Here is a 25,439-nt window from a genome sequence, read left to right on the forward strand (position 1 = left end):
CCTTTCCAGCGCCGGGGGCGAAAGGTTCAGCCCCTCCGGCGATCGAGGAGCGGGGTCCGGGGCGGAGCCCCAGGGACGATGGGGGTCCCCCCTGGTCGAGCGAAGCCGAGACCTTGGGGGAGGGCAGGGGCGGAGGGGGCGAAAAACCACCCGCCCGGCCGCTCCCGCGGGTAAAAAAACCGGCCCCGCCGGAGAAAACCGGCGGGGCCGAGCAAGACACACCACGTCAGCGGCGGGCGACGCCCTCCGCACGGGCGGCCGCTGCGACCGCCGCGGTCACCGCCGGAGCCACCCGCTCGTCGAACGGCGAGGGAATGACGTAGTCCGCGGCGAGGTCGTCCCCGACGACCGCGGCCAGCGCCTCGGCGGCGGCGATCTTCATGCCCTCGGTGATCCGGGAGGCCCGGACCTGGAGCGCACCGGCGAAGATCCCCGGGAAGGCCAGCACGTTGTTGATCTGGTTCGGGAAGTCCGACCGCCCGGTCGCGACGACGGCCGCGTACTTGTGGGCGATCTCGGGGTGCACCTCGGGGTTCGGGTTGGCCATCGCGAAGACGAAGGCGCCCTCCGCCATCGAGGCGACCGCCGGCTCCGGCACCGTACCGCCGGAGACCCCGATGAAGACGTCGGCACCCGCGAGCGCCGACTCCAGCGAACCGGAGATCCCCGCCTTGTTGGTGATCTCCGCCAGCTCCCGCTTGACGTCCGTCAGATCGTCCCGGTCGCGGGACACCACGCCCTTGCGGTCGGCGACCGCGACATCGCCGAGGCCGGCCTCCAGCAGGAACTTGGCGATGGCGACTCCGGCCGCGCCCGCGCCGGAGATCACCGCGCGCAGATCACCGAGCGAGCGCCCGGTCAGCCTGGCGGCGTTCCGCAGGGCCGCGAGGGTGACGACCGCTGTCCCGTGCTGGTCGTCGTGGAAGACGGGAATGTCCAGTCGCTCCTGGAGCTTCCGCTCGATCTCGAAGCACCGGGGCGCCGAGATGTCCTCCAGATTGACGCCGCCGAAGGAGGGAGCGAGCCGGACCACCGTCTCGACGATCTCGTCGACGCCCGTGCAGGCGAGCGCGATCGGCACCGCGTCCACACCGCCGAACTGCTTGAACAGGATGGCCTTGCCCTCCATGACGGGGAGCGAGGCCTCCGGGCCGATGTCACCGAGCCCGAGCACTGCCGTGCCGTCGGTCACCACAGCGACCACGGACGACTTCCACGTGTAGTCGTGGACGAGTTCCGGCTGCTCGGCGATCGCGGTGCACACCTTCGCGACGCCGGGCGTGTACGCCAGGGACAGGTCGTCCTTGTTGCGGACGGGCACCGTGGCTTGCACAGCCATCTTGCCGCCGCGGTGCAGCGCGAAAGCCGGGTCGAAGGAATCGAGGGGCTCGGCCCCGCCTTCGTGATCCGTACTGCTGTCGCTGCGAGGATTGACGATCTCCGCTGCCACTTTGTTTTACCCCTTAAGTCTTCATTGTTTGAGGGTGACCACTCCTGGTTGAGGGGTGGGCGGGCACCGCGCAGGCCCTGCCGCCGTGGTTGCGTGTGGGCCAGTGCGCGACGGGCGCGCCGCACACGCGCCCTGAGCCCCGGATGAGGGGTGTAAAGAACCTTCTTACCGGACTGATGGTGTCGAGGACGAGTCCATAACGCCAAGATCACACGTCGGTGACATGACTCATGCCTGTATCCATTGACACGTCCGGACATGCCCGCGTTCGGCCGTGAGTGCGCCGTAGCGGCCGCTCGCATCGCGTGATGCGCCGAAGATCTTCCGGCCGGAAGGAAAGATTCCCGCACAAGATCCGGTCACACTGGAGGGGCACCGAGTGGTTCAGGGGTCACCCGTTATCCGATTTTGACATAGCGGGCACCCTGAATGCCGCAGTCCGAATGGCAAGATGCCGTCATTACACGAGGTCGCGACACTCGAAGGTGTGTGTTCTCGTCGACCTATCGGCTACTCCCTCATCCGCCGGAGGAACCCTCATGACCGCGCACACCACCCGTCGTACCACCGCTCAGGCCCGGATAGCAGCGGTCGGTGCGATCGCGGTCGCCGGCGCCCTGGTCCTCACCGGCTGCGGTGACCAGACGAGCGGCGGCGGCAGCTCCACGGAGTCCGCCAAGTCCAACAGCGCCCCGCTGTTCTCCAAGCTGCCCAAGAAGATCCAGGACGCGGGCGTCATCAAGGTCGGCACGAACGCCGAGTACGCCCCCATGGAGTCGATCGACGGCGGCAAGATCGTCGGCGTCGACCCCGACCTGGCGGACGCTCTGGGCAAGCAGCTCGGCGTGAAGTTCACGTTCACCTCGGGCTCCTTCGACGGCCTGATCACGGCCGTCAACTCCGGCCGCTACGACATCGCCATGTCGTCCATCACGGACAACAAGCAGCGCCAGGAAGGCCTGGACGACAAGGGCAAGAAGCTCGGCGCGGGCGTCGACTTCGTCGACTACTTCACCGCCGGTACGGCCATCTACGTGAAGAAGGGCAACCCCGAGGGCATCAAGGGCCTCGAGGACCTCTGCGGCAGGACCGTCGCGGTGCAGCGTGGCACGACGTATGAGGTTGCCCTCAAGGACCAGTCCAAGAAGTGCACGGACGGCGGCAAGAAGGCCCTCAACATCGAGTCGTTCGACAACGACACCGAGGCCCAGACCCGTGTGAAGTCCGGCGGCGCGGTGGCCGGCATCAACGACTACCCGGTGGCGGTCGACCTGGCCAACAAGGCCGACGGCGGCAAGGCCTTCGAGGTCATCAACAAGCAGTACGACGCCGGCCCGTTCGGCATCGTCCTGAACAAGAACAACACCGAGCTCCGTGACGCGCTGAAGGAAGCCGTCGACGCGATCATCAAGGACGGCTCGTACCAGAAGGTGCTGGAGAAGTGGGGCGCCCAGTCCGGGGCGATCGAGCAGTCCGCGATCAACGGCGGCAAGTAAGCCGAGCACCACTGAAGGGCAGTCACGTGACTGACAAACTCGACAAGTCCCCCTCGGACACGCCGCCCCCGGGCGACACGGTGTCCAAGAGCGGGGCATCCGGGCCGTCCCCGGAAGCCATCAAGGCGATCCCCGTCCGGCACTGGGGCCGGTGGGTCAGCGGCGTCATCGTCCTGGCGCTGCTGGTGGCGCTGATCTTCGCGTTCGCGCAGGGCAACATCCAGTGGAGCACGGTCGCCGACCAGCTCTTCGTGTCCAGTGTCGTCCAGGGCGCCGGCCGCACTCTGCTGATCAGCGTGCTCGCCATGATCGTGGGTGTGGTGCTGGGCGTCGTCCTCGCGGTGATGCGGCTCTCGAAGAACCCGGTGACCAGTACGGTCGCCTGGCTGTACATCTGGTTCTTCCGCGGCACGCCGGTCTATGTCCAGCTGCTGCTCTGGTTCAACCTGGCGCTGATCTTCCCCGTTCTGAATCTCGGTCCGATCTACAAGAACGAGATGACGGACGTCATGACTCCGTTCATGTGCGCCCTGCTGGGTCTCGGTCTGAACGAGGCCGCGTACATGGCCGAGATCTGCCGCGCCGGCCTGCTGGCCGTCGACGAGGGTCAGACGGAGGCCGCGCAGGCCCTGGGCATGAGCCACACCAAGACGCTGCGCCGGATCGTGATCCCGCAGGCGATGCGCGTGATCGTGCCGCCGACCGGCAACGAGTTCATCAACATGCTGAAGACCTCGTCGCTGGTGTACGCGGTCACGTACAACGAGCTGCTGCGCTCCACCTCGGCGATCGGCTCCACGTCGTACGCCGTGATGGAGATGCTGTTCGTGGCCTCCATCTGGTACCTGGCCATGACCAGCGTGTTCAGCGTCTTCCAGTACTACCTGGAGCGCTACTACGCACGTGGTTCCAGCCGCAGCCTGCCGCCGACCGTCTTCCACAAGATCAAGACGAACATGCTTGGGCTCGGCAGTGAGAGGGGCAAGGCATGACCGCGATGGTGAAGTCGGAGGGCGTCCACAAGTCCTTCGGTCCGCTGGAGGTCCTCAAGGGCATCAACCTGGAGGTGAACACCGGTGAGGTGTTCTGCCTGATCGGCCCGTCCGGCTCCGGCAAGTCGACCTTCCTCCGGTGCATCAACCACCTGGAGAAGATCAGCGCCGGCCGGCTGTACGTCGACGGCGACCTGGTCGGCTACCGCCAGAAGGGCGACAAGCTCTACGAGCTCAAGGACAGCGAAGTCGCTCTGAAGCGCCGGGACATCGGCATGGTCTTCCAGCGCTTCAACCTGTTCCCGCACATGACGGCCGTCGAGAACGTCATGGAAGCACCGATCCAGGTGAAGGGCACGAAGAAGTCGGACGCCCGGGACCGCGCGATGGAGCTGATGGAGCGCGTCGGCCTGGGCGACAAGGCGAAGAACTACCCCTCGCAGCTGTCCGGCGGCCAGCAGCAGCGGGTGGCGATCGCCCGCGCGCTGGCGATGGACCCGAAGCTGATGCTCTTCGACGAGCCGACCTCGGCCCTGGACCCGGAGCTGGTCGGTGACGTCCTCGACGTCATGCGCGACCTCGCCGAGTCCGGCATGACGATGGTCGTCGTCACGCACGAGATGGGCTTCGCCCGCGAGGTCGGCGACAGCCTGGTCTTCATGGACGGCGGTGTGGTGGTCGAGTCCGGCAACCCGCGCGACGTCCTGACGGACCCGCAGCACGAGCGCACGAAGTCGTTCCTGTCGAAGGTCCTCTGACCGGGACATCGACACTCCTGAGCGCGGGGAACAAGGGGCGGTACGGGTCTCCCGTACCGCCCCTTCCTCATGCCCCGCCCCACGCCTCCCCCGCTACGAGAGCGTGCGAGCGGGCTACTTGACCGCGAGGACCAGCGCGTCCGAGGGGGAACGCCAGACCGGCCGGGCCTCCCCGAAGCCCTTCTCGCGCAGTACGCGCGCGTGCCAGTCGGCGGACGGTGTGTCGCCGTCGGCGTGCTCGCCGTAGATCTCGAAGCGGCGGGCGGTGGGCTCGGCGAGGACGGGGTCCTGGGCGGCCACTTCCCACCATTCGGCCCAGTCGAGGGCGCCGTCCTTCTTGACCTGGTCCATGCGGGCGTGTCGCTGGGCGCGATCGGCCGCGTTGATCCGGGGCGTCGTCTCGTCGATCATGTGGTCGGCGTTCATGAACACACCGCCGTCGCGGACGAGTTCGGCGATCCGGCCGTAGAGAACCGCGAGGGGTTCGCTGTGCAGCCAGTGCAGGGCCGTGGCGGTCAGCACCGCGTCGTACGTGTCGTACGGCAGCCGCGTGGACCACTCGGGGTCCTTCAGGTCGGCCGTGACGAAGGCGACCCGGTCGTCGCCGGCGAAAGTGCCCTCGGCGATGGTGAGGAGGGCTGGGTCGAGGTCGACGCCGGTGCTGGTGGCTCCGGGGAGGCGGGCGAGCAGCCGGGCGGTGATGGTGCCGGTGCCGCAGGCGAGGTCGAGGACGCGGGGCGCTGGTCCGACGAGGGCCTCGACCATGTCGAGCATCACCCGGAAGCGGTCCTCGCGGTCCGGCATGTACCACTCCTGCTGCCGGTCCCAGCTCCGCTGCCAGGCATGCCAGTCGGTTCCGGTGCCGATGGCCATGAAAGCCCCTCCTCCAGTCGACTACGTAATACCCTGTAACCACGATCATCTGTTACCCGACCGCCGTCACGACGATAGAGCGGCTCCGTAAGGACTACAAGTGGAACTGGCCTATTACTCGGACTACGCCGTCCGCCTCGTCAACAGCGAGGAACCGGCCCGGGGCAAGGACGCGCTGACCTCGGTCGAGGCCGTCCGTGATCTGTTCGCCGGCAACTCCTCGGCGGCCCGCCGCGCGGCGGAGGCGGACGTCACCCGTTTCCGCTCCGTACGGGCGCGGCTGCGTGCGGTCTTCGAGGCGGCGGACACCGGCGAGGAGACCCTCGCGGTGGACCTGCTGAACTCCCTGCTCCTCGAGTTCCCGGTGAGCCCGCAGATCTCGGGGCACGACCACCGTGACGACGACGACCGCCCCCTGTGGCACATGCATCTGGCGGACCACCCCTCGAACGCGACCGCGGGCTATGCGGCGATCGCGGCGATGGGCCTGGCCTTCCATCTGACCGAGTACGGCGTGGACCGCCTCGGCCTGTGCGAGGCCGCCCCGTGCCGCAACGCCTACCTGGACACCTCGACCAACCGCTCCCGGCGGTACTGCTCGGACCGCTGCGCGACCCGCGCCAACGTCGCGGCCTACCGGGCCCGCAAGCGCCTGGAGGCGGACCGGACCGGGAGCACCGGCCTGGCGGCGACGAGCACCCAGCGGACGACGGCGAACGGCGAACGCTGACCCGCCTTCGGCGGACGGAAGCGGAACCGCACCTTCCCGAGGACGAGTTCCTCGGGGACGGTTCCGTAGTCGGTGCTGTCCCCGCCCGCGTACGGGTTGTCCCCGAGCACCCACCAGCCGCCCTCACGCCGCTCCGCGATCCGCTTCACGACGAGCAGGTCCTGCTGGAACGGATGCCGCAGGACGACGACGTCACCCGGCCCCACCCGCGCCCCCCACTGCACGACGAGCCGATCCCCGTGCTGGAGTGTGGGCACCATGGAGGGGCCCGTCACCTCCGCCGCCCCGAAGGGCAGCAGGGCCCTCCCCCGCTCGGTCTCCTGCGACAGCTCCGGCATCACCGGCACCTCCCCGGTCCTATCCTCCACCAGTCCCAGTTTCACCCTGGACTTTTGTCCTAAGCCCATGGGGGCACTCGCGAAAACCCGTCTCCCACGGAGTAATGTCCCACCTGAGAAGACGATCACGAGGAAGGACAGCTCAATGCTCTCCCGCCTGTTTGCCCCCAAGGTCAAGGTCAGCGCGCACTGCGACCTGCCCTGCGGTGTGTACGACCCGGCCCAGGCCCGCATCGAGGCGGAGTCGGTGAAGGCCGTCCAGGAAAAGATGGCCGGCAACGACGACCCGCACTTCCAGGCTCGCGCCACCGTCATCAAGGAGCAGCGCGCCGAGCTCGCCAAGCACCACGTGTCGGTGCTCTGGAGCGACTACTTCAAGCCCCCGCACTTCGAGAAGTACCCGGAGCTGCACCAGCTGGTCAACGACACTCTCAAGGCCCTGTCGGCCGCGAAGGCGTCCACCGACCCGGCGACGGGCCAGAAGGCGCTGGACTACATCGCCCAGATCGACAAGATCTTCTGGGAGACCAAGAAGGCCTGATCTCTGCCCGGGCCGTCCGACCCGCATTTTCCGGGGTCGCATCGCCTGCTTGTCCGCACCCGGTCCGCGGGCCGCCGAGAACGGCGTCCCGACGGTCCGGGTGCGTACTGCTTTCCTAGGGCAGTCGGCGCATCTCGATCACACGGGCAGTTGGCGCATCTCGATCACACGCAGACCCAGTGCCTGGAACCGGGTGAGCAGTCCATACAGATGGGCGTCGTCGATCACGGTGCCGAAGAACAGGGTCTGTTCCTTCGTACGAACCCTGTCGAGTTCGGAAAAGGCCGAGGCGAGCGTGTCCGAAACAAGGCCGGCGATGCGGAATTCGTAGCGCATACGAGCACTTCCCTCGGGGCCGGGGCACGGGGTCCGCTGCGATCCCCTGCCATCGTCGGTCCCGCGCCTCGATGTGGCATCCCCCGGTGCGGGCGACATCCCCCACCTCGGGACGCTTCCGCTCACCACCCTCGCACCTCCGCCTTCGCCCCTCCACCTTCGACCCTCGCCGCTTCGTCCTCCGCTCCGCCCTCCGCCCGAGCCGCTCCGCCCTCCGCCCATGCCCCGGCGTCGCCCTGCGGGCGCCGGAAAAGGGTGAGCGGGCAGCGCGCCCGGGACCGGGCGCTCACCTTCGACGGGTGATGCGGGTGGTGACGCGGGCGGCGAGCCTTGAGGGGCGGGTCCGCGTTCCGCCGGCCCCGGGACCGCCTCGGAGGATGTCCGATGAACGCTCTCGCGGCAGCCGGCCGGGGCGCCTCCGTCCACACCGGCCGCGCCGCGTTCCGCCGAAGACGGCGGTTGCGCGCGGGCCTCCTGCAGCTCGTGTTCATCGCCGTCGGACTGGGCCTCGGCCTCGTCGTCCCCGAGTTCACCCGGGGACCCGTGCTCCCGTCCCGCCCGGTCGCCGAGATGCTGCTCGCGACCGGATTCGGGGTGCTGGGCGCGGCCACCGTCATCTTCTCCGTGCTGTTCCTGGTGGTGCAGTGGGCGGCCACCACCTTCACGCCACGCCTCACCCTGTTCCGCGACGCCCCGATCGTGTGGCGGACGTTCGCCTTCGCCGTCGGGCTGACCGTCTTCTGCGCCACCGCGGCCCTGACCATCGCCAACCGGGACGAGGTCTCGGTGGTCGTGCCGATCAGCGCGGGCGTTCTGCTGCTCCTGCTGCTGACGCTGCTGCGCAACCTGCTGCTGCGGGCCGTGGCGGCGATCCAGCTGGCCCCGGTACTCGGCTCCATCACCGAACGGGGGCGGCACAACCTCGACGTCCTCTACTCGCGAGAGGACGTACGAGATCCGCGCGCGCCGAACGGACCGGCGGCCCGTACCGACAGGCCGCGGTCCACGGTCGGCTGGCCGAAGGCCGCCGCGGTGCTGCAACGCGTGGACGAGGGCCTGTTGGCGGGCGCGGCACGCACGGCGAACGCGGTCGTCGTGCTGCGGGTGAGCCCCGGCACCACCGTGCAGCACGGCACCACCGTCGCCGAGGTGTACGACGGTGAACTGCCCGCCTCCGCCGTCCTGCGCGGCCTGGAGACCGGCGCCGAACGGGTCTTCGACCAGGACGCCGGGCTCGCCTTCCGGCTGCTCGCCGACATCGCGCTCAGGGCGCTCTCCCCGGCGGTCAACGACCCCGCCACGGCGGTGCAGGCGCTGGACGCCATGGAGGATCTGCTGCGTCGGCCGGTCCCGGCGCGGGCCCGGCCGCGTGAGGTCGCCGACCGTGCGGGCACCCTGCGCGTCGTCGTCCCGCTGCCGGGGTGGGAGGACTTCCTGCGGACCGCTCTCGACGACGTGATCCCGGCCGCCCGGAACGCCCCGATGGTCCTCATCCGCCTCCGGACACTCCTGGAGGACCTGCGCGGGACGGGCCGCGGCGGCGCGCTGCTCACCGTGCGGCTGGCCTGGGTCGACGAGGAACTCGGCGCCCGCTTCTCCCGGCTGCGGGACGCCCTCGCGCAGGAGAGCCGGGAGAGCCGGGAGAGCCAGGGGAGCCAGGGGAGATGGGAGAGCCGGGAAGGCCGGGACGACGGATGAGCCGGTCGCCGATCAGTGCGGGGCGGGACCCGTTCGGTGACCGGGCGGTTCAGCAGGGCGAAAGCGACCACGCCGGGCCAGTGGTCACGCTCACGGCCCTTCGCCGAGAAGCCCGTGGCGCCGGATCCGCGAGCTCACCCGCGGAGGGTGAGGCGGCGGGGCGGGCGGTGACCTCACTCTGGAGCCGAAGCAAGACGTCACGCGTCAGAGAGGGCACCGCTCATGGCCTGCATCCAGCGGCAGATCCGGCCCGTGCCGGGCGTGCCGCGCCCCGGGCCGGTCCGTGGTGGCCCGAAGGACACCGAACCGTGCTTCGCGGTCCCGCGGCCCGCAGGGCCCGTGCGGCCCGCGCCGTCGATGCAGCCGCTGCCGCCCCCGGACGACGCGCCGGACGTCGCAGCGAACGTCGCACCGAACACGCCGATCACACCGGACGACGTCGTCACGACGCGCCCCGTGTGTTCGGGCGGCCCCGCTCGCCCCCCACCTTCGAACGTCTGTCCGCTGGCGGACTCTCCCACACCGTCCGCCCCACCACCGCGCTCTGCGCACCGACCCGCCAGGCCCTGCTGACCGGCCGCAACCCCCCGCTGGACGGGCCTGGGCGGAATCCCCGAGATCGCGACCCGGCGCCCGGCGACAGTTCGATCCGCCCCGACACCAAGGCAACGCTCGCGGAGATGTCGCCCAACCGACAGGAGTTCGACCATGAACGGCTCGACGCTCAATCTGGCATCTGACTACCCCCTGCTGCAGGTCTTCTGGAGCATGATGTGGTTCTTCCTCTGGATCCTCTGGTTCATGCTGCTCTTCCGCGTCATCGGGGACCTCTTCCGCGACGACGAGCTGAGCGGCTGGGGCAAGGCGGGCTGGTGCGTCTTCGTCGTCATCGTGCCCTTCCTGGGCGTCTTCGTGTACCTGATCGCACGGGGCCGCGGCATGGGTGAGCGCGAGATGAAGCGCATCCAGCAGAGCCAGGAGGACATGAACTCCTACATCCGTGAGACCGCCGGGACCAGCGGCAAGGCCGACGAACTGGCGAAGCTCGCGGACCTCAAGGACCACGGCCACATCACGGCCGAGGAGTTCGAACAGGCCAAGGCCAAGGTCCTCGCCGCCTGACGGTACGCACACCCTCGCGCACGAAGGACCGCCGCCGTCCTCCGGGTCAGTGATCCCCGGAGGACGGCGCGCCCTGCCCCCCGCCCCCGCCTCACGCGGGCCGACGGACCCGCCCCTCCCCCGCGCCGGGCCGGGGGCGTTCCGGGCCCTGTTGTCGGTGGGGCGTGCCATTCTGGTGGCGTGGGCAATCCCAGACTCCTCGAAGACCTGGTCCGGCTGCGCCAGGCTCGCGACCGGATGAACCGTGACTACGCGGAGCCGTTGGACATGGCCACGCTCGCGCGCACCGCGCTGATGTCGCCCGGGCACTTCCAGCGGAGTTTCAGGGAGGCCTTCGGCGAGACGCCGTACACCTATCTGATGACCCGCCGGATCGAGCGCGCCAAGGCTCTGCTGCGGCGCGGCGACATGACGGTGACCGAGGTGTGCTTCGCGGTGGGCTGTACATCGCTCGGGTCGTTCAGCTCGCGCTTCACGGAGCTGGTGGGCGAGACCCCGAGCGCCTACCGGGCCCGCCCGCACGACCACGGCGCCCCCATTCCGTCCTGCGTGGCCCGCCGCATGACCCGCCCGGCCCGCCACCGCAACCCCGAGGCGGAACCGGGCACGCGCCTCTAGTACCCGGCCTGTTCAGCGCCCCCGCGGCGGATCCGGCCGCGGGAAAGCAGCGATCGCCGGCCCCCGAGTCCGAGGCGCGAGCCGGCGGACAAGCCATAGGTTGGACGCATGGATCTGAAACTCTCCCAGTGCTTCATCTCCGTCGACGACCACGACAAGGCGCTCGCCTTCTACCGTGACGTGCTGGGCCTGGAGGTCCGGGGTGACGTCGGGTTCGAGGGAATGCGGTGGGTCACGGTCGGCTCGCCGCTCCAGCCGGATGTGGAGATCGTCCTGGAGCCCCCGGCGGCGGACCCGGACGCCTCGCCCGCGGACAAGCAGGCCATGGCCGAGCTGTTGGCCAAGGGGATGCTGCGCGGTGTGATCTTCTCGACCACCGACTGCGACGAGCTCTTCGAGCGCGTCCGCTCCTCGGGCGCCGAGGTGCTCCAGGAACCCGTGGACCAGCCCTACGGCCTGCGGGACTGCGCCTTCCGCGACCCGGCGGGCAACCTCCTGCGCTTCGCGGAGAAGCGCAGCACCGGCTGACCCGGGCAGCGCCCGGCCGGTTCGCCGCTCCGACGGGGGCGGGGGCCGTCCGTCGTTCCGGGGTGCCCGCGGGCGCCGTCCGGGGGCACCCGGCGGCCAGGAACAGCCGGGAGGGACACTACGTCCGTGTGGTCCGCGGGCGTGATCCGCCCGCGGAGTGAACCGTCCGAGCGCTTTCGAGGAGTCACCCGTGCCGTCCGCCCGCTCCCGCGTCCTGTACGTCAGCGACCTGGCCTATCCGGCCAAGGGGCGGCGGTACTGCGACGAGGACATCGCCCTGACCTCGCGGCTGCGCGAGGAGTTCGACATCGCCGTGTGCCACCCGCTGGACGCGGCCGCACTGATGGCCGGCTTCGACGCCGTTGTCGTACGCAACAGCGGGCCGGTCCTGCACTACCAGGCCGCCTACGACGCGTTCCGGGAGCGGGCGCTCGCGGAAGGCGTCCGCGTCTACAACGAGCTGTCGGGCAAGGGGGACATGGCCGGCAAGGGGTACCTGCTGGACCTGACCGCCGCCGGGTTCCCGGTCATCCCCACCGTCGACCGCGCGGCGGACCTGGACCGGCTGCCCGAGGCCGACACGTATGTGGTGAAGCCCAAGCAGGGCGCGGACTCCATCGGCCTGGAGTTCGTGCCGCGCGAGAGGCTCGCCGGGCTGCCGTACGGCGACCTCCTCGTCCAGCCGCGCATCGACTTCCGGTACGAGGTGTCGTTCTACTTCGTCGACCGCGCCTTCCAGTACGCGCTGTACGCGCCCGACCCGGAGCGGCGCTGGGCCCTGGAGCCGTACGAACCGACCGACGAGGACCAGGAGTTCGCGCAGCGCTTCGTCGACTGGAACGACATCGCGTACGGCATCCAGCGCGTGGACGCCTGCCGGGCCCCCGGCGGTGAGCTGCTTCTCGTCGAGCTGGAGGACCTCAACCCGTATCTGTCCCTGGACGTTCTCTCCCCGGAGGCCCGGGACGCCTTCGTCGCCCGGATGAAGGCGTCGTTGCGCGCGCTGATCGGGCAGGAGACGGTACGAGCCGTACCGCCGGTCGGAAAGGGAGATGCCCGGTGACCACCCGACCCGTCCGCTGGACCTACGCCTTCGTCGACCGGCCCGGCCGGCACTTCGGTCCGGCTCTCGACTTCTGGACCTCGGTCACCGGGACGAAGCCGTCCGCGCCGCGCGGTGACCAGGGCGAGTTCGTGACGCTGCTGCCCGACGATTCCGACGCGTGCGTGAAGGCGCAGGGTGTCGCGGACGGTGCCGGGGGCGCGCATCTCGACCTCGCCGTCGAGGACGTACCGGCGCTGGTGGCGTCGGCCCGGCTGCTCGGCGCCGAGCTCGTCTCCGGCCATGAGGGATGGGCCGTACTGCGGTCGCCCGGCGGGCAGTTGTTCTGCGCGGTGCCCTGGAACGGGGAGACCGCGCGGCCGCCGGTGGTCGAGGGACCGGGCGGCGCGACGAGCCGGCTCGACCAGGTGAGCATCGACCTGGCGCCGGGCGTGTACGACGCCGAGATCACCTTCTGGAGCGAGCTCACCGGGTGGGAGTCCCACCCCGGCGCGTTCCCGGATTTCCACCTGCTCAGGCCGCCCGCCGGGCTGCCGCTGCGCATCCTGCTGCAACGTCTCGGCACCGACCGTCCCACCTCCGCGCACCTCGATCTCGCCTGCTCGGACGTCGAGGCGGTCCGGGCCCACCACGAGGACCTCGGGGCGAACCCGGTCGGCCGGGGTGCGCGGTGGACGGTGATGCGGGACCCGGTCGGCGGCGTCTACTGCCTGACCGGCCGCGACCCCGGGACGGGCAGCCTGCCCTAGGGCGGACACCCTTGGGGCCTACACCCGTGGGGCCGGGCGTCGTCCCCCCGCCGCGGTCACACCGGAGTCACCCCGCCCTGGTCCCAGACCTCCACGTCCACGACGGCCTCCACCGGGATCGGCCCGTAGATGTGCGGGAACTCCTCGCCGCCGGGCTCCATGGCCTCGAACCGGACCGGCACGTCGAGGCGTTCGGCGTCGACGACGAGGACCACGAGCTCGTCGGGGCCGGTGTAGGAGCCGTACACCATGGCGGCGACGGCCGGGAGTTGGTGGCGCAGCGAGCAGTGGATGAAGCCCTCCTCCTGGAGGGTCCGGCCGCGGGTGGACATCTCGAAGGCGCCGGACGCGCGGGCCGCGTCCCACAGGGAGCGCTCGGTCAGGTGCAAAAGGGGTTCGGGCATACGGCCAACGCTAGGGCCTCAGCCGGGCCGCCCGCGCCTCCAAATAGCGCCGTTCGGGGAGGCTCAGGGTCTGGCCGGCCGCCGATGCGTAGGCGGCGCGGGCCCCGGCCTTGTCCCCGGCGCGCTCCAGCAGATGGCCGCGGACCGCGTCCAGCCGGTGTCCGGCGGCCGACGCGCCCTCCAGCAGGTCGAGTTCGGCGAGGGCGGCGCGCGGTCCGTGCACCATGGCCACGGCGACCGTGCGGTTGAGGCGTTCGACCGGACCGGGGACCTGGCGGACGAGGACGTCGTACAGGCCGAGGATCTCGGTCCAGTCCGTCGCCTCCGGCGAGGGCGCCTCGTCGTGGACCGCGGCGATCGCGGCCCGGAGCCGGTAGGGGCCCGCCGGGCCCCGGGCCAGCGCCTCCGTAACGAGGGCCACCCCTTCCGCGATCGCCGCCTTGTCCCAGCGGTCGCGGTCCTGCTCGTCGAGGGGGACGAGTTCCCCGTACGACCCGGTCCGCGCGGCGCGCCGGGCGTCGGTCAGCAGCATCAGCGCGAGCAGGCCGGTCACCTCGCCGTCCTCGGGCAGCAGCCGGTGGACCGTGCGGGTCAACCGGATGGCCTCACAGGCGAGTTCGGCCCGTTGCAGGGCCGTGCCGGAGGTCGCCGTATAGCCCTCGTTGAAGATCAGGTAGAGGGTGTGGAGGACGGCCGGGAGCCGTTCCTCCCAGTGGTCGGGGCTGCCGAAGCCGACGCCCCGCACCCGCTGCTTGGCCCGGCTGATCCGTTGCGCCATGGTCGCCTCGGGCACGAAGTACGCCCGCGCGATCTCCGCCGTGGTCAGACCGCCCACCGCCCGCAGGGTGAGCGCGATCTGCGCGGCCGGGGTCAGATCGGGGTGGCAGCACAGGAAGAGGAGGGAGAGCGTGTCGTCCTCCGACGGGGCGCGGTCCGCGCCCGGCGGCGGCGCCGTGAACGCGTCCCGCGGCGTCAGCGTCGCCATCCTCTCCTCCCGCAGCCGCCGCGCCTCCTCCGCGCGCAGGGCGTCGACGAGCCGCCGCGAGGCGACCTTGATCAGCCAGCCGCGCGGGTTGTCCGGCACGCCCTTCGCGGGCCACTGTCCGGCGGCCGCGAGGAGCGCCTCCTGCACGGCGTCCTCGGCGGCGTCGAAGTGCCCGTAGCGGCGGACGAGCGCGCCGAGGACCTGCGGCGCGTGGCGGCGCAGCAGGTCCTCGACCTCGGTCGTGCCTCTCATCCCGCTCAGATGTCCCCGGCACCGTCCTGGATGCGCCGGATGACCACCGGGTATTCGGTGAGGCCCTCGGGGCCCGGGCATTGGGTGACGCGTTCGGCGATCTCGGTGACCCGCTCCAGGCTCGCGCAGTCGACCACCCAGTAGCCGGCCATCAGTTCCTTGGTCTCGCTGTACGGGCCGTCGGTGATCACGGCCTTGCCGTCCGGCCCCCGGGCCACCAGGCGGGTCTGCGCAGGTTCGACCAGACCCTGCGCGTCGACCAGCTCTCCCGATTCGGAGAGGTCGTCGCTGATCGCGCCCATGTAGGCGTACATGGCCTGCAGTTCCTGCTCGCTCCAGGACGGCGACTGCGCGGACGGCGTGCCCCGCATGGCCTCGTAATCGGCCTGTGTGCCCTGCACCATCACCAGGTACTTCATGAGTCCGCTCCTTCGGCTTCCTCGGCTCGGACCGCCCGTGCCGGGCGGCTCTCACAGGAGACGTCGGAGCCGGCCCGCGTTTCTCTACACGGCGGCGTCCGGTGCGTCAGGATTTCTCCGAGGCGGGCTCTTCCGGCAGATCGTGCCCCGGCCCGGGCTCCTCCGGCGGCTGGTGTCCGTGCCCCGGCTCGTCCGGTAGATCGTGCCTGTGCCCCGGCTCTTCGGCGAACGCCTCGCACTTCGGGTTCCGGCAGGGGCCGGGGCCCCACTTGGGGACCCAGGCGCCCAGGGTCTTGTACCGGTGCACCACCGTGGCGACCGGTTGCCCGCAGACGGGACATGCATGCTCATCGGTGCCCATGCCCTCAGGGTAGGGCGGCGGCGGACTCGGCGCTTCCCGCCGGTACGTCCGCCCGCCAATTCCGGGGACGGCGCCCTGCGGGATGTGACCGAAGTAATCCAGAGTGGTCAGTTTTCAAGTGCGACCCTGTTGTGTCCAAAACTTCTTCATCCAAACAAATTCGATGGTACGGACCGCCCGCACCCCTAGCTGACGCCGAAATTCCGCCCTAAGGTTTGCAGCGGATGACATCCCATCAAGTCTGGGAGGGGAATTGATCGACATCAGGAACATCGTCATTCTCGGCGACAGCCTGTCCGACATCGGAAACAAGTGGACCTGGCCGTCGGGAGAGCTGGGCCGACTGTTCGGTGCAATGCGCGTGAACGAAACGGGCCGCTTCAGCGACGGAAAGAACTGGACCGATCATCTCGTGGAGTGGGCGACCGGCGAGTCGCTCATGTGGGGAAACTGCGACCTGAGCATCCGCAAGTCCACGGACTATCGCACCCTGTCGAGGTCTTCGACACTGGGGATCAGCCCCTGGGACGGTCCGGCCGAGATGAAGGCGTGGAGGAATTTCGACGACTACATCGCGGCCTGGAAGAATCCGAAGAGCGAGCCCGATCCGCTTCCCGAAATCAAGTACGTCAACTACGCCACGGGCGGGTGCATCGTCACCAGGGACTGGACGCTGGCACCCAAGTTCGGCGCCCTCACCTACCTCAGGGGCCAGGTGGAGGACTACGTCGCCCAGCGCGCCGGCGGGACGTTCGACGGCCCCACGCTGCACGTCGTCTGGATCGGCCTCAACGACTTCGTCACCGTGGAACGCCCCGACTACACCCCCGAGAAACTCAGGAACCTGCCGCCCGCGGACAACTACGAGGCCTGGCTGGACTGGAGCGAGAAGCGTCCGTCGGAGCTCACCAACGGCGTGGGAGTCTTCCCGGCCGTGGCGGAGGTACAGGCGCTGGTCGAAATGGTCAACGCGACTTTCCCCGACGAGAAAGCCGACAACCACTTCATGGTGATCGACCTCCCCAGCGTGTACCACGCCATCCGGTTCATGAAAGGAATCGGGGAACCGGCAAAGGTCGAACAGGCAGAGGCGATCGACCCCGTCGTCCGGCGCTACAACACCATGCTCGAAAGCCTCGTACGGAATTGGCCGAAGGGAGACGACGCGCCTGGTCCGGACAATGTCCATCTCGTACAGATGAGCAAGTGGATGGACTACGTCAGCGGAAATCCGACGGACTGGGACCTGAACGTGGTGGCCCAGGCGAAGGGAGTTCCGGTCTTCTACAATCCCGGCGTTCCACCGCAACCGACGAAGGATCCGGTGGCCCGGGAAATACGCAGGGCCATTACCACCAGCGACCTGGCGCATCCGACCGAAGCGGTCTACGAAATCATGGCGCGTTATTTCGTGGCCGAACTGCTCGACAACGGATACACCCTGGGCCGGCTCGATCAGAACACCTGGGCCGCCAACACACCCTTCAAGAACCTGCCCCAGAAGCCTCTGAGGAGGTAGGAGCCATGGGAGCGATTCGCTCCGTCGTCCAGCAACTGGACCCCAGCAAGCCGAGTCTCGACGAGCAGAAGCAGTTGATCGAGACCCTCGCGAAGCTGGCGGAGTCGAAGGCACAGTTCTTCGAACTCCAGATCAGCACGTCCCTGCGCACCGCCGGGAGTCCGGACAATCAGACGATCCCGGTCGAAGCCGTGCTGGGCAGTGTCACCGAAACACACGCCTATGCGAGCAAGAGCTCCGCGGCGATCGGGGACACCGTCAGCAAAGCGCTGAAGAGCTTCTGCAGCGGCAGCAAGGAGGACATCCTCACCGGCGTCGGAGCACTCATCTCCGACAGCTTGGCGACCTTCCTCGGGGACTCCAGCGCGAGTGACACGACGCTGCAGCGGTACTACATCGTGCCCGAGGGTTTCTCGATCGTCCGCGTCGACGTCTGCGCCTGGCAGCTCAGCATCGAGTCCAAGGGCATCCAGGACCTCGCGGAGAAGGTCAGCGCGTATGTCGCGGTCAAGTCCGCCGTCGACCTCACCAAGATCAAGTTCAATACGTTCCTGAGTGTCTACTCCCTCCAGCTGGAGAAGATGCAGCTGGAGCGCGAGGCCCTGGAGGCGGCCCTGGAGGAGGCCAAGAAGATCTACCGGGAGTTCAACTCCGGCGCCCTCACCGTCGGCTAGGACAACCCGTCCTGGCTGGCCCGGGACTGTTCCCCGGGACGTGGGTCGCGCCACATCGGCCACATCCGCGGACCGTCCGGCAGGTCGAGGGGACGACCCGTGAGCACGAAGCCGAGCCGCTCGTACAGAGCGCGGCTGCGGGCGTTGCTCGCCTCCAGATAGGCGGCCAGGCCCTCGCGGTCGCAGCGGTCGAGGACCGACTCGATCAGCGCGCGGCCGAGCCCCTCGCCCTGGCGCTCCGGCTCCACCGCGATCATCCACAGATAGGCGTGGGCCCGTCCCTCGGGGTGGATGTCCGCCGTCAGCCGGCCGATCAGCTCCACCCGCTCGTTGTCCGGGTCGACAGCCGCGCGCAGCTGCGCGGGGCCGTCCTCGTCCTCACCGTCGCCCTCGCCGGAGCCCTCGTGGTCCTCGGCGGGGACGGACAGCCACAGGGCGCACGCGGAACCGTCCTCGGCCAGGTCGACCCTTCCCTCGGCGAGCACGGCGTCGGTGAACGCCGCCATCAGCCTGTGGTGCGTCGCGCGGCGGTGCTCCGGGTCCGGGAAGACCCAGCCGCTCACCGGATCGTCCTGGAACGCCTCGTCCAGCAGCCGGACGACCAGCTCCCGGTCCCCTTCGCCCGCCACCCGTATCGCCACACCCATGACCCGCCCCTGCCCTTCGCCTCAACCGGCCCCGACCGTACGGCGGTTGAGCCTATTACGCGCAGGAGTCGCCGGACCGCCCCCGGGGCGGTCCGGCGTACGCGATGGTGCGGGCCCCGCACGCCGTGGGGATGTGCGGGGCCCGCCCTCCGGAGCCCGGCACCGTACGGATGTCAGGTGCCGTACGGTGCCCAGGGCTCCGAGGTCTTCGACGGGCCGGCCGGCCCGGTCAGCTGCTGCGCCGGGTGACGAACTCGGCGAGTGCGAGAAGACCGCCCGCCGCCTCGGGGTCGGGGACCACCCGGGACAGTTCGTGCATCGCCCGGGACATCCGGTCGGCCGCCTGGACCTGCGCCCAGTCGCGCCCGCCCGCCCGCTCGACGGCCATCGCCGTACGCTCCAACTCCCCTTCCCGGTACGGCGCCGCGTACAACTCGGCCAGCTCTTCGGCCGCCGGGGTGCCCGAAGTGAGCGCGGCGACCACGGGCAGCGACTTCTTGCGGACGGCGAGGTCCGCCCCGGCCGGTTTGCCGGTACGGCTCGGGTCCCCCCAGATCCCGATCACATCGTCGATCAGCTGGAAGGCGAGCCCCGCCTCCCGGCCGAACGCGTCGAGCGCCTCGACGTCCTCGGGGCCCGCCCCCGCGTACAGCCCCCCGATGGCGCAGGCACTGCCGAGCAGGGCGCCCGTCTTCGCCTCGGCCATGGCGAGGCACTCCTCGAGGGTGACCTCACCCGGGCCGAGCCGCTCCATGGCCGTGTCCGTGTGCTGTCCGGCGCACAGTTCGACGACGCAGCCCGCGAGCCGCGCGGCGGCCGCCGAGGACGCGGGGTGCGGGTCCTCGGCGAGCAGTCGCTGGGCCAGTGCCTGCAGGGCGTCCCCGGCGAGGATCGCGTCGGCGTCGCCGAACACGGTCCACGCGGTGGGGCGGTGTCTGCGGGTGGTGTCCCGGTCCATCACGTCGTCGTGCAGCAGGGTGAAGTTGTGGATCAACTCCACCGCGGCGGCCGCCTGTACGGCCGTCCCGTGCCGGCCGCCGAGGGCCCGGACCGCGGTCAGCACGAGCGCGGGCCGGATGGCCTTGCCGGCGTTCCCCACCGCCGGGGTGCCGTCCGCCTGCTCCCAGCCGAAGTGGTAGAGCGCGATCCGGCGCATCGAGCCCGGCAGCGAGTCGATGGCCTTGCGCAACTCGGGGTCGACGGACGCCCGGGCGCGCTCCAGGATGCCCGCGGCCTCCTGCCCGTCGAGCGGGTCCGGCGTGCCCTGCTTCTCCATGGGCCTCCCGCCGGGGCTCCGCCGCTCCGGAGTCCCGGCCGGGCGCCGTCGGTTCGGAATTCCGGCCGGTCCCTGCTGCGTCTCCGTCGTCATTCGGTCACCCGCGCGATCGCACCGGAGAGCCGGCCGACGGTGGCGCCTGAACGGCCGCCGGGCGTGCGCCGCCCCCGTCGTGCTCCCACCCAGAAGGGCGGGAACACGACGGGCTCCGCTTCGCGGAACATCACCGCCAGCGGCCGATCTCGACGTTCTCCAGGATGCCGAGGGCGTCCGGCACGAGCACCGCGGCCGAGTAGTACGCCGTCACCAGGTAGGAGATGATCGCCTGTTCGTTGATGCCCATGAAGCGCACCGACAGGCTCGGCTCGATCTCGTCCGGGAGGCCCGCCTGCTGGAGCCCGACCACTCCCTGCTCGGCCTCGCCGGTGCGCATGGCGATGATCGAGGTCGTACGGGCGTCACTGACCGGGATCTTGTTGCACGGGAAGATCGGCACCCCGCGCCAGGTCGGGATGCGGTTGCCGCCCATCTCGATGGTCTCGGGGACGAGTCCGCGCTTGTTCAGTTCGCGGCCGAACGCGGAGATCGCGCGCGGGTGGGCGAGGAACAGCTTGGTGCCGCGCCGGCGGCTGAGCAGCTCGTCCATGTCGTCGGGGCTCGGCACGCCGTCGTGCGGCTGGAGCCGCTGGTCGTACTCGCAGTTGTTGAGCATGCCGAACTCGCGGTTGTTGATGAGCTCGTGCTCCTGGCGCTCCTTCAACGCCTCCACGGTGAGCCGCAACTGCTGCTCGGTCTGGTTCATCGGCTGGTTGTAGAGGTCGGCCACGCGTGTGTGCAGGCGCAGGACGGTCTGGGCGATGCTCAGTTCGTACTCGCGCGGGGCGGCCTCGTAGTCCACGAAGGTGCCGGGGATGTCCTGCTCCCCGGTGTGGCCGGCCGCGAGGTCGATCTCCTTCTCGCCGTATTTGTTGGTGCGCTGCGACGGGATCGCGCGCAGCTCCTGGAGATGCTCCCTGAGCGACTCGGAGCGCTCCGCCACCTGTTCGAGGTCCTGGCGGGGCAGCGCGAGCACGGTGACCGCCGTCACCGCGCGGGCCGTGTACTCCCAGATGGCCTCCGGGTCGATGAGCGCCTGCTCCCCGAAGTACGCGCCGTCCGCGAGGACACCGAGCACCGCGTCGTCCCCGTAGGGACCGGTGCCGATCTTCTCGACCTTGCCGTGCGCCAGGAGGAACACCTCTTCGGCCTGGCTGCCGAACGAGGCCAGCACATCCCCCGGGACGAACTCCCGCTGCTGGCACCGCTGGGCGAGCTCGCCCAGCACCTCCTCATCCTCGTACGACCGCAGTACGGACAGTTCGCCGAGCTCCGCCGGAATGACCTGGACCCGGTCGCCGGTCTTGACGAACGTGACACGGCCGTCGCCCACGGAGTAGCTGAGCCGCCGGTTCACGCGGTACGTGCCACCCTGCACGTTCACCCACGGAAGCATGCGCAGCAGCCAGCGCGAGCTGATCTCCTGCATCTGTGGCGCGGACTTGGTGGTGGTGGCCAGGTTCCGCGCGGCTGATGTGCCGAGACTCTGCTGCGGACGGTTCTGCTCCGCGCGGACCTCTTCGCCTACCGACATGAAAATTGCCCTCCCGGTCGTGCACTGATCTTGCGGAGCAAGCCTTCCATCACGGAGTGTGCTGGTGCTATTACACGAATGAGGGGGAATGGATCACCCGAGACCTGGGCAGAGAGGGTGATTCTGTCGAGTGACCCCCGTCCGTCGGCCGGAAGAACTCCACGATCCGGCCACCCCGGCGAGCCTTCGGGCGCCGGTGAACCACATCGCCTCCCGCCGAGGCGCTTTCCTCCGGTCCCGACCGGTTCCTCCACAGCTGACCGGATCGGCTCGCACGCCGTGCGAACGAGTGGGTCCGGCGTCCCGGTTGCCGATACAAGCTGCGGTACGAGACGGCCACGACAGGTGGCCGACGTGCAGCGCGAAGGAGGCGGCCATGGCCTCGCCCATGTCCGCGGGCAGTTTCCTGGACCGGATCAGGGAGGAAGGCGTCCACGTCGTCGAGGTCGGCGACTGGGAGCATCACAACCGCAATCACAAGGGCCCGTGGGGCCCGGTGCACGGGGTGATGATCCACCACACGGTGACCTCGGGCACCGAGCGCACGGTCGGGCTCTGCCGCGAGGGCCACGGGGATCTGCCCGGGCCGCTGTGCCACGGCGTCATCACCAAGGACGGCGTCCTCCACCTGGTCGGCTACGGCCGGGCCAACCACGCGGGCCTCGGCGACGACGACGTGCTGCGCGCGGTGATCGCCGAGAAGGCGCTCCCGCACGACAACGAGGCGAACACCGACGGCAACCGCCATTTCTACGGCTTCGAGTGCGAGAACCTCGGCAACGGCAAGGACCCGTGGCCCGAGGTCCAGCTGGACGCCATCGCCAAGGTCTCCGCCGCCATCTGCCGGCACCATGGCTGGACGGAACGCTCGGTCATCGGCCACCTGGAATGGCAGCCGGGCAAGGTGGACCCGAGAGGATTCACGATGGGTTTCCTGCGGGGGCGCGTCCGCGAGCTGCTGAAGTGAGCGGATGAATCCAGGAGCCGAACCACGCGACTGAACCGCCAGGCCGAACCACGGGACCGGAACCGCGGGGCCGACTCGCAGGACTGAGTCGCGGGACCGGAACCGCGGGGCCGACTCGCAGGACTGAGTCGCGGGACCGGAACCGCGGGGCCGACTCGCAGGACTGAACCGCGGGGCTGAACCGCGGGGCCGACTCGCAGGACTGAACCGCGGGGCTGAACCGCAGGGCCGACTCGCAGGACTGAACCGCGGGGCTGAACCGCAGGGCCGACTCGCAGGACTGAACCGCGGGGCTGAACCGCAGGGCTGAGTCGAGCGGGCGACGTGGGCGCCCGGACCCCGGGTCGGCCCGCGGTGTCGGACCCGGGTTCGGCCGCCCCCGGACAGGTGTCCGACAATGAGAAGGTGACCAGCCCCGACGCCCCGGACCCCGGCGCCCCCGGCGCCCCCGGCGCCCCCGGCGCGCTCGGCCCGCTCGGCCCGCTCGGCTCCCGCCCGCGGCTTCCGTCCCCGCTGCGGGAGGCCCCGGACGGGCGGTTCGCCCGCCACGGCGTCCGCCTGCTGCTGAAGCGGGACGATCTGATCCACCCGGAGCTGATCGGCAACAAGTGGCGCAAGCTGACGCCGAACCTCGAGGCGGCGGGGGGCCGCACCCTGGTCACCTTCGGCGGGGCGTACTCGAACCATCTGCGGGCCACCGCCGCCGCCGGCCGGCTTCTGGGCCTGCCCACCCTCGGCGTGGTCCGCGGCCAAGAGCTGGCCGACCGCCCCCTCAACCCATCGCTCGCCCGCTGCGCGGCCGACGGCATGCGCCTGCACTTCATCGACAGATCGACCTATCGATGCAAGACGGAGCCGCGGACGCTGGCCGGAATCCTGCGCGCGACCGGCGCCGAGAACGCGTACGTGGTGCCCGAGGGCGGCAGCAACGCCCTAGCCGTACGCGGCTGCCGGGCGCTCGGCGAGGAGCTGCGCGGCCACGACGGCATCGACGTGGCGGCCGTCGCCTGCGGCACCGGCGGCACCCTCGCGGGCCTGGCCGCGGGCCTCGCCCCCGACCAGCGGGCCCTCGGCGTCCCGGTTCTCAGAGGCGGCTTCCTCGACGCCGACACGACGGCCCTCCAGACGGCCGCCTTCGGCGCCCGGCGCGGCACCTGGTCCCTCGACGAACGCTTCCACTTCGGCGGCTACGCCCGCACCACGCCCGAACTCGACGCCTTCGCGGAGGACTTCGAGCAGCGCCACGGGCTGCCCGTCGAACGTCTCTATGTCGCCAAGATGCTGTACGGACTTGTCGCCCTCGCCGAGGAGGGCGCGTTCCCGCGCGGCACGACGGTGGCGGCGGTGATCACCGGAGCGCCGTTCCCCGCCGAGGGGGCGGGCCCTCAGGCCGCCTCCCGGTAGGCCGCCGCCTCCTCCAGGTCCAGTCGGCGCAGCAGCGTGCGCAGCATCTCGTCGTCGATGTAGCGGTGGTCGCGCAGCTTGACGAAGACCTCGCGCTCGGCGCCGATCATCTCGCGGGAGAGGCGGCGGTAGGTGTCGTCGGCGGTCTCGCCGGTGACCGGGTTGACCGCGCCGAGCCGCTCCCAGACGGCGTTGCGGCGCCGCTCCAGCACCGAGCGCAGGCGTTCGGCGAGCGGCGGGGGCAGGGCGTTGCGCTCGTCGGCGAGGAGTTCGTCGAGGCGCTGCTCGGCGGCGCGGGAGGCCTGTGCCTGGGCGTTGGCCTCGGCGAGCGTCTCGGCCTGCGTGTCGCGTCCCGGCAGCTTCAGCATCCGGATCAACGGGGGCAGCGTCAGGCCCTGCACGACCAGGGTGCCGATGACGGTGGTGAAGGTCAGGAACAGGATCAGGTTGCGATCGGGGAAGGCGCCGCCGCCGTGCACGGTGAGCGGGATGGAGAAGGCGATGGCGAGCGAGACGACGCCGCGCATGCCGGCCCAGCCGATGACGAACGGCGCCTTCCAGGTGGGGTTCGCCTCGCGTTCGCGGATGCGCGACGACAGGATGCGGGGCAAGAAGGTGGCGGGGTACACCCACACGAAGCGGGTCGCGACGACGACGAGGAAGAGGGCGATCGCGTACCAGGCGGCGCTCGCGCCCTCGTCGGCGCCGAGGCCCTTCAGGACGACCGGCAGTTGCAGTCCGATCAGAGCGAACACCGCGGACTCCAGGAGGAACGCGACCATCTTCCACACCGCCTCCTCCTGGAGCCGGGTCGCGAAGTCCACCTCCCAGGAGCGGTGTCCGAGGTACAGCGCGACGACGACCACCGCGAGCACACCGGAGGCGTTCAGCTGCTCGGCGACGCCGTAGGCGACGAAGGGGATCAGCAGGGAGAGGGTGTTCTGCAGGAGCGCCTCGTTCAGATGGGTGCGCAGCCAGTGGATGGGGATCATCAGAGCGAGCCCGACGACCACCCCGCCGCCCGCCGCGAGCAGGAACTCGCGGACGCCGCCGGCCCAGGTCGCGCCCTCGCCGACGGCGGCGGCGAGCGCCACCTTGTAGGCGGTGATCGCGGTCGCGTCGTTCACCAGGGACTCGCCCTGCAGGATCGTGGTGATCCGTGAGGGCAGCCCCACCCGGCGCGCGACCGCCGTCGCGGCCACCGCGTCCGGCGGCGCCACCACGGCGCCGAGCACCAGCGCCGCGGGCAGCGGCAGTCCCGGTACGAGCAGATAGGCGGCCCAGCCGACCACGAGGGTCGCGAAGAGGACGTACCCGATCGACAGCAGCGCGACGGGCCTCAGATGGGCCCTCAGGTCGAGGTAGGAGCTGTCGGTGGCCGCCGTGTACAGCAGCGGGGGCAGCACGAGCGGGAGCACGACGTCGGGGTCGAGTTCGTACGCGGGCACCCCGGGGACGTACGAGACCATCAGGCCCACGGCGACGATCAGCAGGGGTGCCGGGACCGGAGTACGGCGAGCCGCCCCGGCGACCGCCGCGCTCCCCGCGACCAGCAACAGCAGTGGCAACACGTCCATCGTCTTCCGCCCGCCCTCTTTTTTCGCGCGTC

At 70.3% G+C, this 25,439-nt stretch carries 28 protein-coding genes; 15 read left to right on the forward strand and 13 right to left on the reverse strand.

What is annotated here, in order from left to right; all coding sequences use genetic code 11:
• Positions 1 to 226: 226 nt before the first annotated feature.
• The gene (locus tag ABZX90_RS34260) at positions 227 to 1,450 is read right to left on the reverse strand and encodes an NADP-dependent malic enzyme (protein WP_351124913.1); all 1,224 of its coding nucleotides are present in this window, start codon (positions 1,448 to 1,450) and stop codon (positions 227 to 229) included.
• A 539-nt stretch (positions 1,451 to 1,989) separates the two neighbouring features.
• Between ABZX90_RS34260 and ABZX90_RS34265 the strand changes: the two genes are divergently transcribed.
• The 3 genes from ABZX90_RS34265 to ABZX90_RS34275 are packed head-to-tail and all read left to right on the forward strand — an operon-like array spanning position 1,990 to position 4,696.
• Positions 1,990 to 2,946, forward strand: coding sequence for an ABC transporter substrate-binding protein (locus ABZX90_RS34265; RefSeq protein WP_351124911.1), 957 nt, complete (start codon positions 1,990 to 1,992; stop codon positions 2,944 to 2,946).
• 26 nt (positions 2,947 to 2,972) lie between these two features.
• Entirely contained in the window at positions 2,973 to 3,938 is a 966-nt protein-coding gene (locus ABZX90_RS34270) for an amino acid ABC transporter permease (RefSeq protein WP_351124908.1), read from the forward strand.
• On the forward strand, positions 3,935 to 4,696 hold the full coding sequence (locus ABZX90_RS34275; protein WP_351124905.1) for an amino acid ABC transporter ATP-binding protein: 762 nt from the start codon (positions 3,935 to 3,937) through the stop codon (positions 4,694 to 4,696). Before ABZX90_RS34270 ends, ABZX90_RS34275 begins: the two co-directional genes overlap by 4 nt.
• A 114-nt stretch (positions 4,697 to 4,810) precedes the next feature.
• Here ABZX90_RS34275 and ABZX90_RS34280 read toward each other — a convergent pair whose 3' ends face one another.
• Entirely contained in the window at positions 4,811 to 5,569 is a 759-nt protein-coding gene (locus tag ABZX90_RS34280) for a class I SAM-dependent methyltransferase (protein WP_355211508.1), read from the reverse strand.
• Between the two features lie 100 nt (positions 5,570 to 5,669).
• Between ABZX90_RS34280 and ABZX90_RS34285 the strand changes: the two genes are divergently transcribed.
• Positions 5,670 to 6,299 (forward strand): CGNR zinc finger domain-containing protein, encoded by a 630-nt coding sequence (locus ABZX90_RS34285; RefSeq protein ID WP_351124899.1) that lies wholly within the window; start codon positions 5,670 to 5,672, stop codon positions 6,297 to 6,299.
• Here ABZX90_RS34285 and sodX read toward each other — a convergent pair.
• On the reverse strand, positions 6,203 to 6,637 hold the full coding sequence (sodX, locus tag ABZX90_RS34290; protein WP_351124896.1) for a nickel-type superoxide dismutase maturation protease: 435 nt from the start codon (positions 6,635 to 6,637) through the stop codon (positions 6,203 to 6,205). The genes ABZX90_RS34285 and sodX overlap by 97 nt on opposite strands.
• A 145-nt stretch (positions 6,638 to 6,782) precedes the next feature.
• On the opposite strand from sodX, the gene sodN reads away from it, so the two are divergent.
• Positions 6,783 to 7,178 (forward strand): superoxide dismutase, Ni, encoded by a 396-nt coding sequence (gene sodN / locus ABZX90_RS34295; protein WP_004983535.1) that lies wholly within the window; start codon positions 6,783 to 6,785, stop codon positions 7,176 to 7,178.
• Between the two features lie 138 nt (positions 7,179 to 7,316).
• Here sodN and ABZX90_RS34300 read toward each other — a convergent pair whose 3' ends face one another.
• The gene (locus tag ABZX90_RS34300) at positions 7,317 to 7,514 is read right to left on the reverse strand and encodes a hypothetical protein (protein WP_339131415.1); all 198 of its coding nucleotides are present in this window, start codon (positions 7,512 to 7,514) and stop codon (positions 7,317 to 7,319) included.
• Positions 7,515 to 7,898: 384 nt separating this feature from the next.
• On the opposite strand from ABZX90_RS34300, the gene ABZX90_RS34305 reads away from it, so the two are divergent.
• Entirely contained in the window at positions 7,899 to 9,212 is a 1,314-nt protein-coding gene (locus ABZX90_RS34305) for a DUF2254 family protein (protein WP_355211513.1), read from the forward strand.
• Between the two features lie 197 nt (positions 9,213 to 9,409).
• Here the strand turns inward: ABZX90_RS34305 and ABZX90_RS34310 are convergent, their stop codons facing one another.
• The gene (locus ABZX90_RS34310) at positions 9,410 to 9,658 is read right to left on the reverse strand and encodes a hypothetical protein (RefSeq protein WP_355211516.1); all 249 of its coding nucleotides are present in this window, start codon (positions 9,656 to 9,658) and stop codon (positions 9,410 to 9,412) included.
• A gap of 262 nt (positions 9,659 to 9,920) precedes the next feature.
• Here ABZX90_RS34310 and ABZX90_RS34315 point away from each other — a divergent pair, with 262 nt between their 5' ends.
• The 5 genes from ABZX90_RS34315 to ABZX90_RS34335 all read left to right on the forward strand — a co-directional run bounded on the left by ABZX90_RS34315 (position 9,921) and on the right by ABZX90_RS34335 (position 13,292).
• Complete coding sequence (locus ABZX90_RS34315) at positions 9,921 to 10,334, forward strand: SHOCT domain-containing protein (RefSeq protein ID WP_355211519.1); 414 nt, start codon at positions 9,921 to 9,923, stop codon at positions 10,332 to 10,334.
• Between the two features lie 237 nt (positions 10,335 to 10,571).
• On the forward strand, positions 10,572 to 10,952 hold the full coding sequence (locus ABZX90_RS34320; protein WP_266765847.1) for a helix-turn-helix transcriptional regulator: 381 nt from the start codon (positions 10,572 to 10,574) through the stop codon (positions 10,950 to 10,952).
• 108 nt (positions 10,953 to 11,060) lie between these two features.
• On the forward strand, positions 11,061 to 11,480 hold the full coding sequence (locus tag ABZX90_RS34325; RefSeq protein ID WP_351124885.1) for a VOC family protein: 420 nt from the start codon (positions 11,061 to 11,063) through the stop codon (positions 11,478 to 11,480).
• Positions 11,481 to 11,670: 190 nt separating this feature from the next.
• Positions 11,671 to 12,543, forward strand: a complete 873-nt coding sequence (locus tag ABZX90_RS34330) for a hypothetical protein (protein WP_351124882.1) — start codon at positions 11,671 to 11,673, stop codon at positions 12,541 to 12,543.
• On the forward strand, positions 12,540 to 13,292 hold the full coding sequence (locus ABZX90_RS34335) for a VOC family protein (RefSeq protein ID WP_351124879.1): 753 nt from the start codon (positions 12,540 to 12,542) through the stop codon (positions 13,290 to 13,292). Before ABZX90_RS34330 ends, ABZX90_RS34335 begins: the two co-directional genes overlap by 4 nt.
• Before the next feature lie 56 nt (positions 13,293 to 13,348).
• Here ABZX90_RS34335 and ABZX90_RS34340 read toward each other — a convergent pair whose 3' ends face one another.
• From ABZX90_RS34340 to ABZX90_RS34355, 4 genes are all read right to left on the reverse strand, one after another.
• Positions 13,349 to 13,696, reverse strand: a complete 348-nt coding sequence (locus ABZX90_RS34340; RefSeq protein WP_355211524.1) for a DUF952 domain-containing protein — start codon at positions 13,694 to 13,696, stop codon at positions 13,349 to 13,351.
• Positions 13,697 to 13,706: 10 nt separating this feature from the next.
• A complete protein-coding gene (locus tag ABZX90_RS34345) occupies positions 13,707 to 14,933 on the reverse strand; it encodes a sigma-70 family RNA polymerase sigma factor (RefSeq protein WP_355211527.1) in 1,227 nt (408 codons plus the stop codon).
• Between the two features lie 5 nt (positions 14,934 to 14,938).
• Positions 14,939 to 15,352 (reverse strand): YciI family protein, encoded by a 414-nt coding sequence (locus ABZX90_RS34350; RefSeq protein WP_351124870.1) that lies wholly within the window; start codon positions 15,350 to 15,352, stop codon positions 14,939 to 14,941.
• Positions 15,353 to 15,458: 106 nt separating this feature from the next.
• Positions 15,459 to 15,713, reverse strand: coding sequence for a hypothetical protein (locus ABZX90_RS34355; RefSeq protein WP_351124867.1), 255 nt, complete (start codon positions 15,711 to 15,713; stop codon positions 15,459 to 15,461).
• 253 nt (positions 15,714 to 15,966) lie between these two features.
• On the opposite strand from ABZX90_RS34355, the gene ABZX90_RS34360 reads away from it, so the two are divergent.
• A complete protein-coding gene (locus ABZX90_RS34360; protein WP_355211530.1) occupies positions 15,967 to 17,232 on the forward strand; it encodes a hypothetical protein in 1,266 nt (421 codons plus the stop codon).
• 5 nt (positions 17,233 to 17,237) lie between these two features.
• The gene (locus ABZX90_RS34365; RefSeq protein ID WP_351124863.1) at positions 17,238 to 17,906 is read left to right on the forward strand and encodes a hypothetical protein; all 669 of its coding nucleotides are present in this window, start codon (positions 17,238 to 17,240) and stop codon (positions 17,904 to 17,906) included.
• On the opposite strand, the gene ABZX90_RS34370 is transcribed toward ABZX90_RS34365, so the two are convergent.
• The 3 genes from ABZX90_RS34370 to ABZX90_RS34380 all read right to left on the reverse strand — a co-directional run bounded on the left by ABZX90_RS34370 (position 17,903) and on the right by ABZX90_RS34380 (position 21,459).
• Positions 17,903 to 18,553: a GNAT family N-acetyltransferase gene (locus ABZX90_RS34370; protein WP_355211533.1), complete on the reverse strand. Its 651-nt coding sequence runs from the start codon at positions 18,551 to 18,553 to the stop codon at positions 17,903 to 17,905. The two genes, ABZX90_RS34365 and ABZX90_RS34370, sit on opposite strands and share 4 nt — an antisense overlap.
• Positions 18,554 to 18,782: 229 nt before the next feature.
• Positions 18,783 to 19,829: a family 2 encapsulin nanocompartment cargo protein polyprenyl transferase gene (locus ABZX90_RS34375; protein WP_355211536.1), complete on the reverse strand. Its 1,047-nt coding sequence runs from the start codon at positions 19,827 to 19,829 to the stop codon at positions 18,783 to 18,785.
• A gap of 223 nt (positions 19,830 to 20,052) precedes the next feature.
• Positions 20,053 to 21,459, reverse strand: a complete 1,407-nt coding sequence (locus tag ABZX90_RS34380; protein WP_351124855.1) for a family 2B encapsulin nanocompartment shell protein — start codon at positions 21,457 to 21,459, stop codon at positions 20,053 to 20,055.
• A 376-nt stretch (positions 21,460 to 21,835) separates the two neighbouring features.
• Here ABZX90_RS34380 and ABZX90_RS34385 point away from each other — a divergent pair, with 376 nt between their 5' ends.
• The gene (locus ABZX90_RS34385) at positions 21,836 to 22,426 is read left to right on the forward strand and encodes an N-acetylmuramoyl-L-alanine amidase (RefSeq protein ID WP_355211540.1); all 591 of its coding nucleotides are present in this window, start codon (positions 21,836 to 21,838) and stop codon (positions 22,424 to 22,426) included.
• 513 nt (positions 22,427 to 22,939) lie between these two features.
• The gene (locus ABZX90_RS34390) at positions 22,940 to 23,830 is read left to right on the forward strand and encodes a pyridoxal-phosphate dependent enzyme (RefSeq protein WP_355211559.1); all 891 of its coding nucleotides are present in this window, start codon (positions 22,940 to 22,942) and stop codon (positions 23,828 to 23,830) included.
• Here the strand turns inward: ABZX90_RS34390 and ABZX90_RS34395 are convergent.
• Positions 23,812 to 25,407 (reverse strand): Na+/H+ antiporter, encoded by a 1,596-nt coding sequence (locus ABZX90_RS34395; protein ID WP_355211543.1) that lies wholly within the window; start codon positions 25,405 to 25,407, stop codon positions 23,812 to 23,814. The two genes, ABZX90_RS34390 and ABZX90_RS34395, sit on opposite strands and share 19 nt — an antisense overlap.
• Positions 25,408 to 25,439: the final 32 nt, after the last annotated feature.

The sequence above is a fragment of the Streptomyces sp. NPDC002935 genome (genome assembly GCF_040611295.1).
Taxonomy (GTDB): domain Bacteria; phylum Actinomycetota; class Actinomycetes; order Streptomycetales; family Streptomycetaceae; genus Streptomyces.

Coding starts and splice junctions, on each gene's coding strand:
- ABZX90_RS34350 (WP_351124870.1), bottom strand. CDS start 15,352: ATGAAGTACCTGGTGATGGTGCAGGGCACACAGGCCGATTACGAGGCC.
- ABZX90_RS34315 (WP_355211519.1), top strand. CDS start 9,921: ATGAACGGCTCGACGCTCAATCTGGCATCTGACTACCCCCTGCTGCAG.
- ABZX90_RS34380 (WP_351124855.1), bottom strand. CDS start 21,459: ATGTCGGTAGGCGAAGAGGTCCGCGCGGAGCAGAACCGTCCGCAGCAG.
- ABZX90_RS34325 (WP_351124885.1), top strand. CDS start 11,061: ATGGATCTGAAACTCTCCCAGTGCTTCATCTCCGTCGACGACCACGAC.
- ABZX90_RS34345 (WP_355211527.1), bottom strand. CDS start 14,933: ATGAGAGGCACGACCGAGGTCGAGGACCTGCTGCGCCGCCACGCGCCG.
- ABZX90_RS34275 (WP_351124905.1), top strand. CDS start 3,935: ATGACCGCGATGGTGAAGTCGGAGGGCGTCCACAAGTCCTTCGGTCCG.
- sodN (WP_004983535.1), top strand. CDS start 6,783: ATGCTCTCCCGCCTGTTTGCCCCCAAGGTCAAGGTCAGCGCGCACTGC.
- sodX (WP_351124896.1), bottom strand. CDS start 6,637: ATGCCGGAGCTGTCGCAGGAGACCGAGCGGGGGAGGGCCCTGCTGCCC.
- ABZX90_RS34355 (WP_351124867.1), bottom strand. CDS start 15,713: ATGGGCACCGATGAGCATGCATGTCCCGTCTGCGGGCAACCGGTCGCC.
- ABZX90_RS34365 (WP_351124863.1), top strand. CDS start 17,238: ATGGGAGCGATTCGCTCCGTCGTCCAGCAACTGGACCCCAGCAAGCCG.
- ABZX90_RS34320 (WP_266765847.1), top strand. CDS start 10,572: ATGAACCGTGACTACGCGGAGCCGTTGGACATGGCCACGCTCGCGCGC.
- ABZX90_RS34385 (WP_355211540.1), top strand. CDS start 21,836: ATGGCCTCGCCCATGTCCGCGGGCAGTTTCCTGGACCGGATCAGGGAG.
- ABZX90_RS34305 (WP_355211513.1), top strand. CDS start 7,899: ATGAACGCTCTCGCGGCAGCCGGCCGGGGCGCCTCCGTCCACACCGGC.
- ABZX90_RS34300 (WP_339131415.1), bottom strand. CDS start 7,514: ATGCGCTACGAATTCCGCATCGCCGGCCTTGTTTCGGACACGCTCGCC.
- ABZX90_RS34395 (WP_355211543.1), bottom strand. CDS start 25,407: ATGGACGTGTTGCCACTGCTGTTGCTGGTCGCGGGGAGCGCGGCGGTC.
- ABZX90_RS34375 (WP_355211536.1), bottom strand. CDS start 19,829: ATGGAGAAGCAGGGCACGCCGGACCCGCTCGACGGGCAGGAGGCCGCG.
- ABZX90_RS34340 (WP_355211524.1), bottom strand. CDS start 13,696: ATGCCCGAACCCCTTTTGCACCTGACCGAGCGCTCCCTGTGGGACGCG.
- ABZX90_RS34280 (WP_355211508.1), bottom strand. CDS start 5,569: ATGGCCATCGGCACCGGAACCGACTGGCATGCCTGGCAGCGGAGCTGG.
- ABZX90_RS34265 (WP_351124911.1), top strand. CDS start 1,990: ATGACCGCGCACACCACCCGTCGTACCACCGCTCAGGCCCGGATAGCA.
- ABZX90_RS34370 (WP_355211533.1), bottom strand. CDS start 18,553: ATGGGTGTGGCGATACGGGTGGCGGGCGAAGGGGACCGGGAGCTGGTC.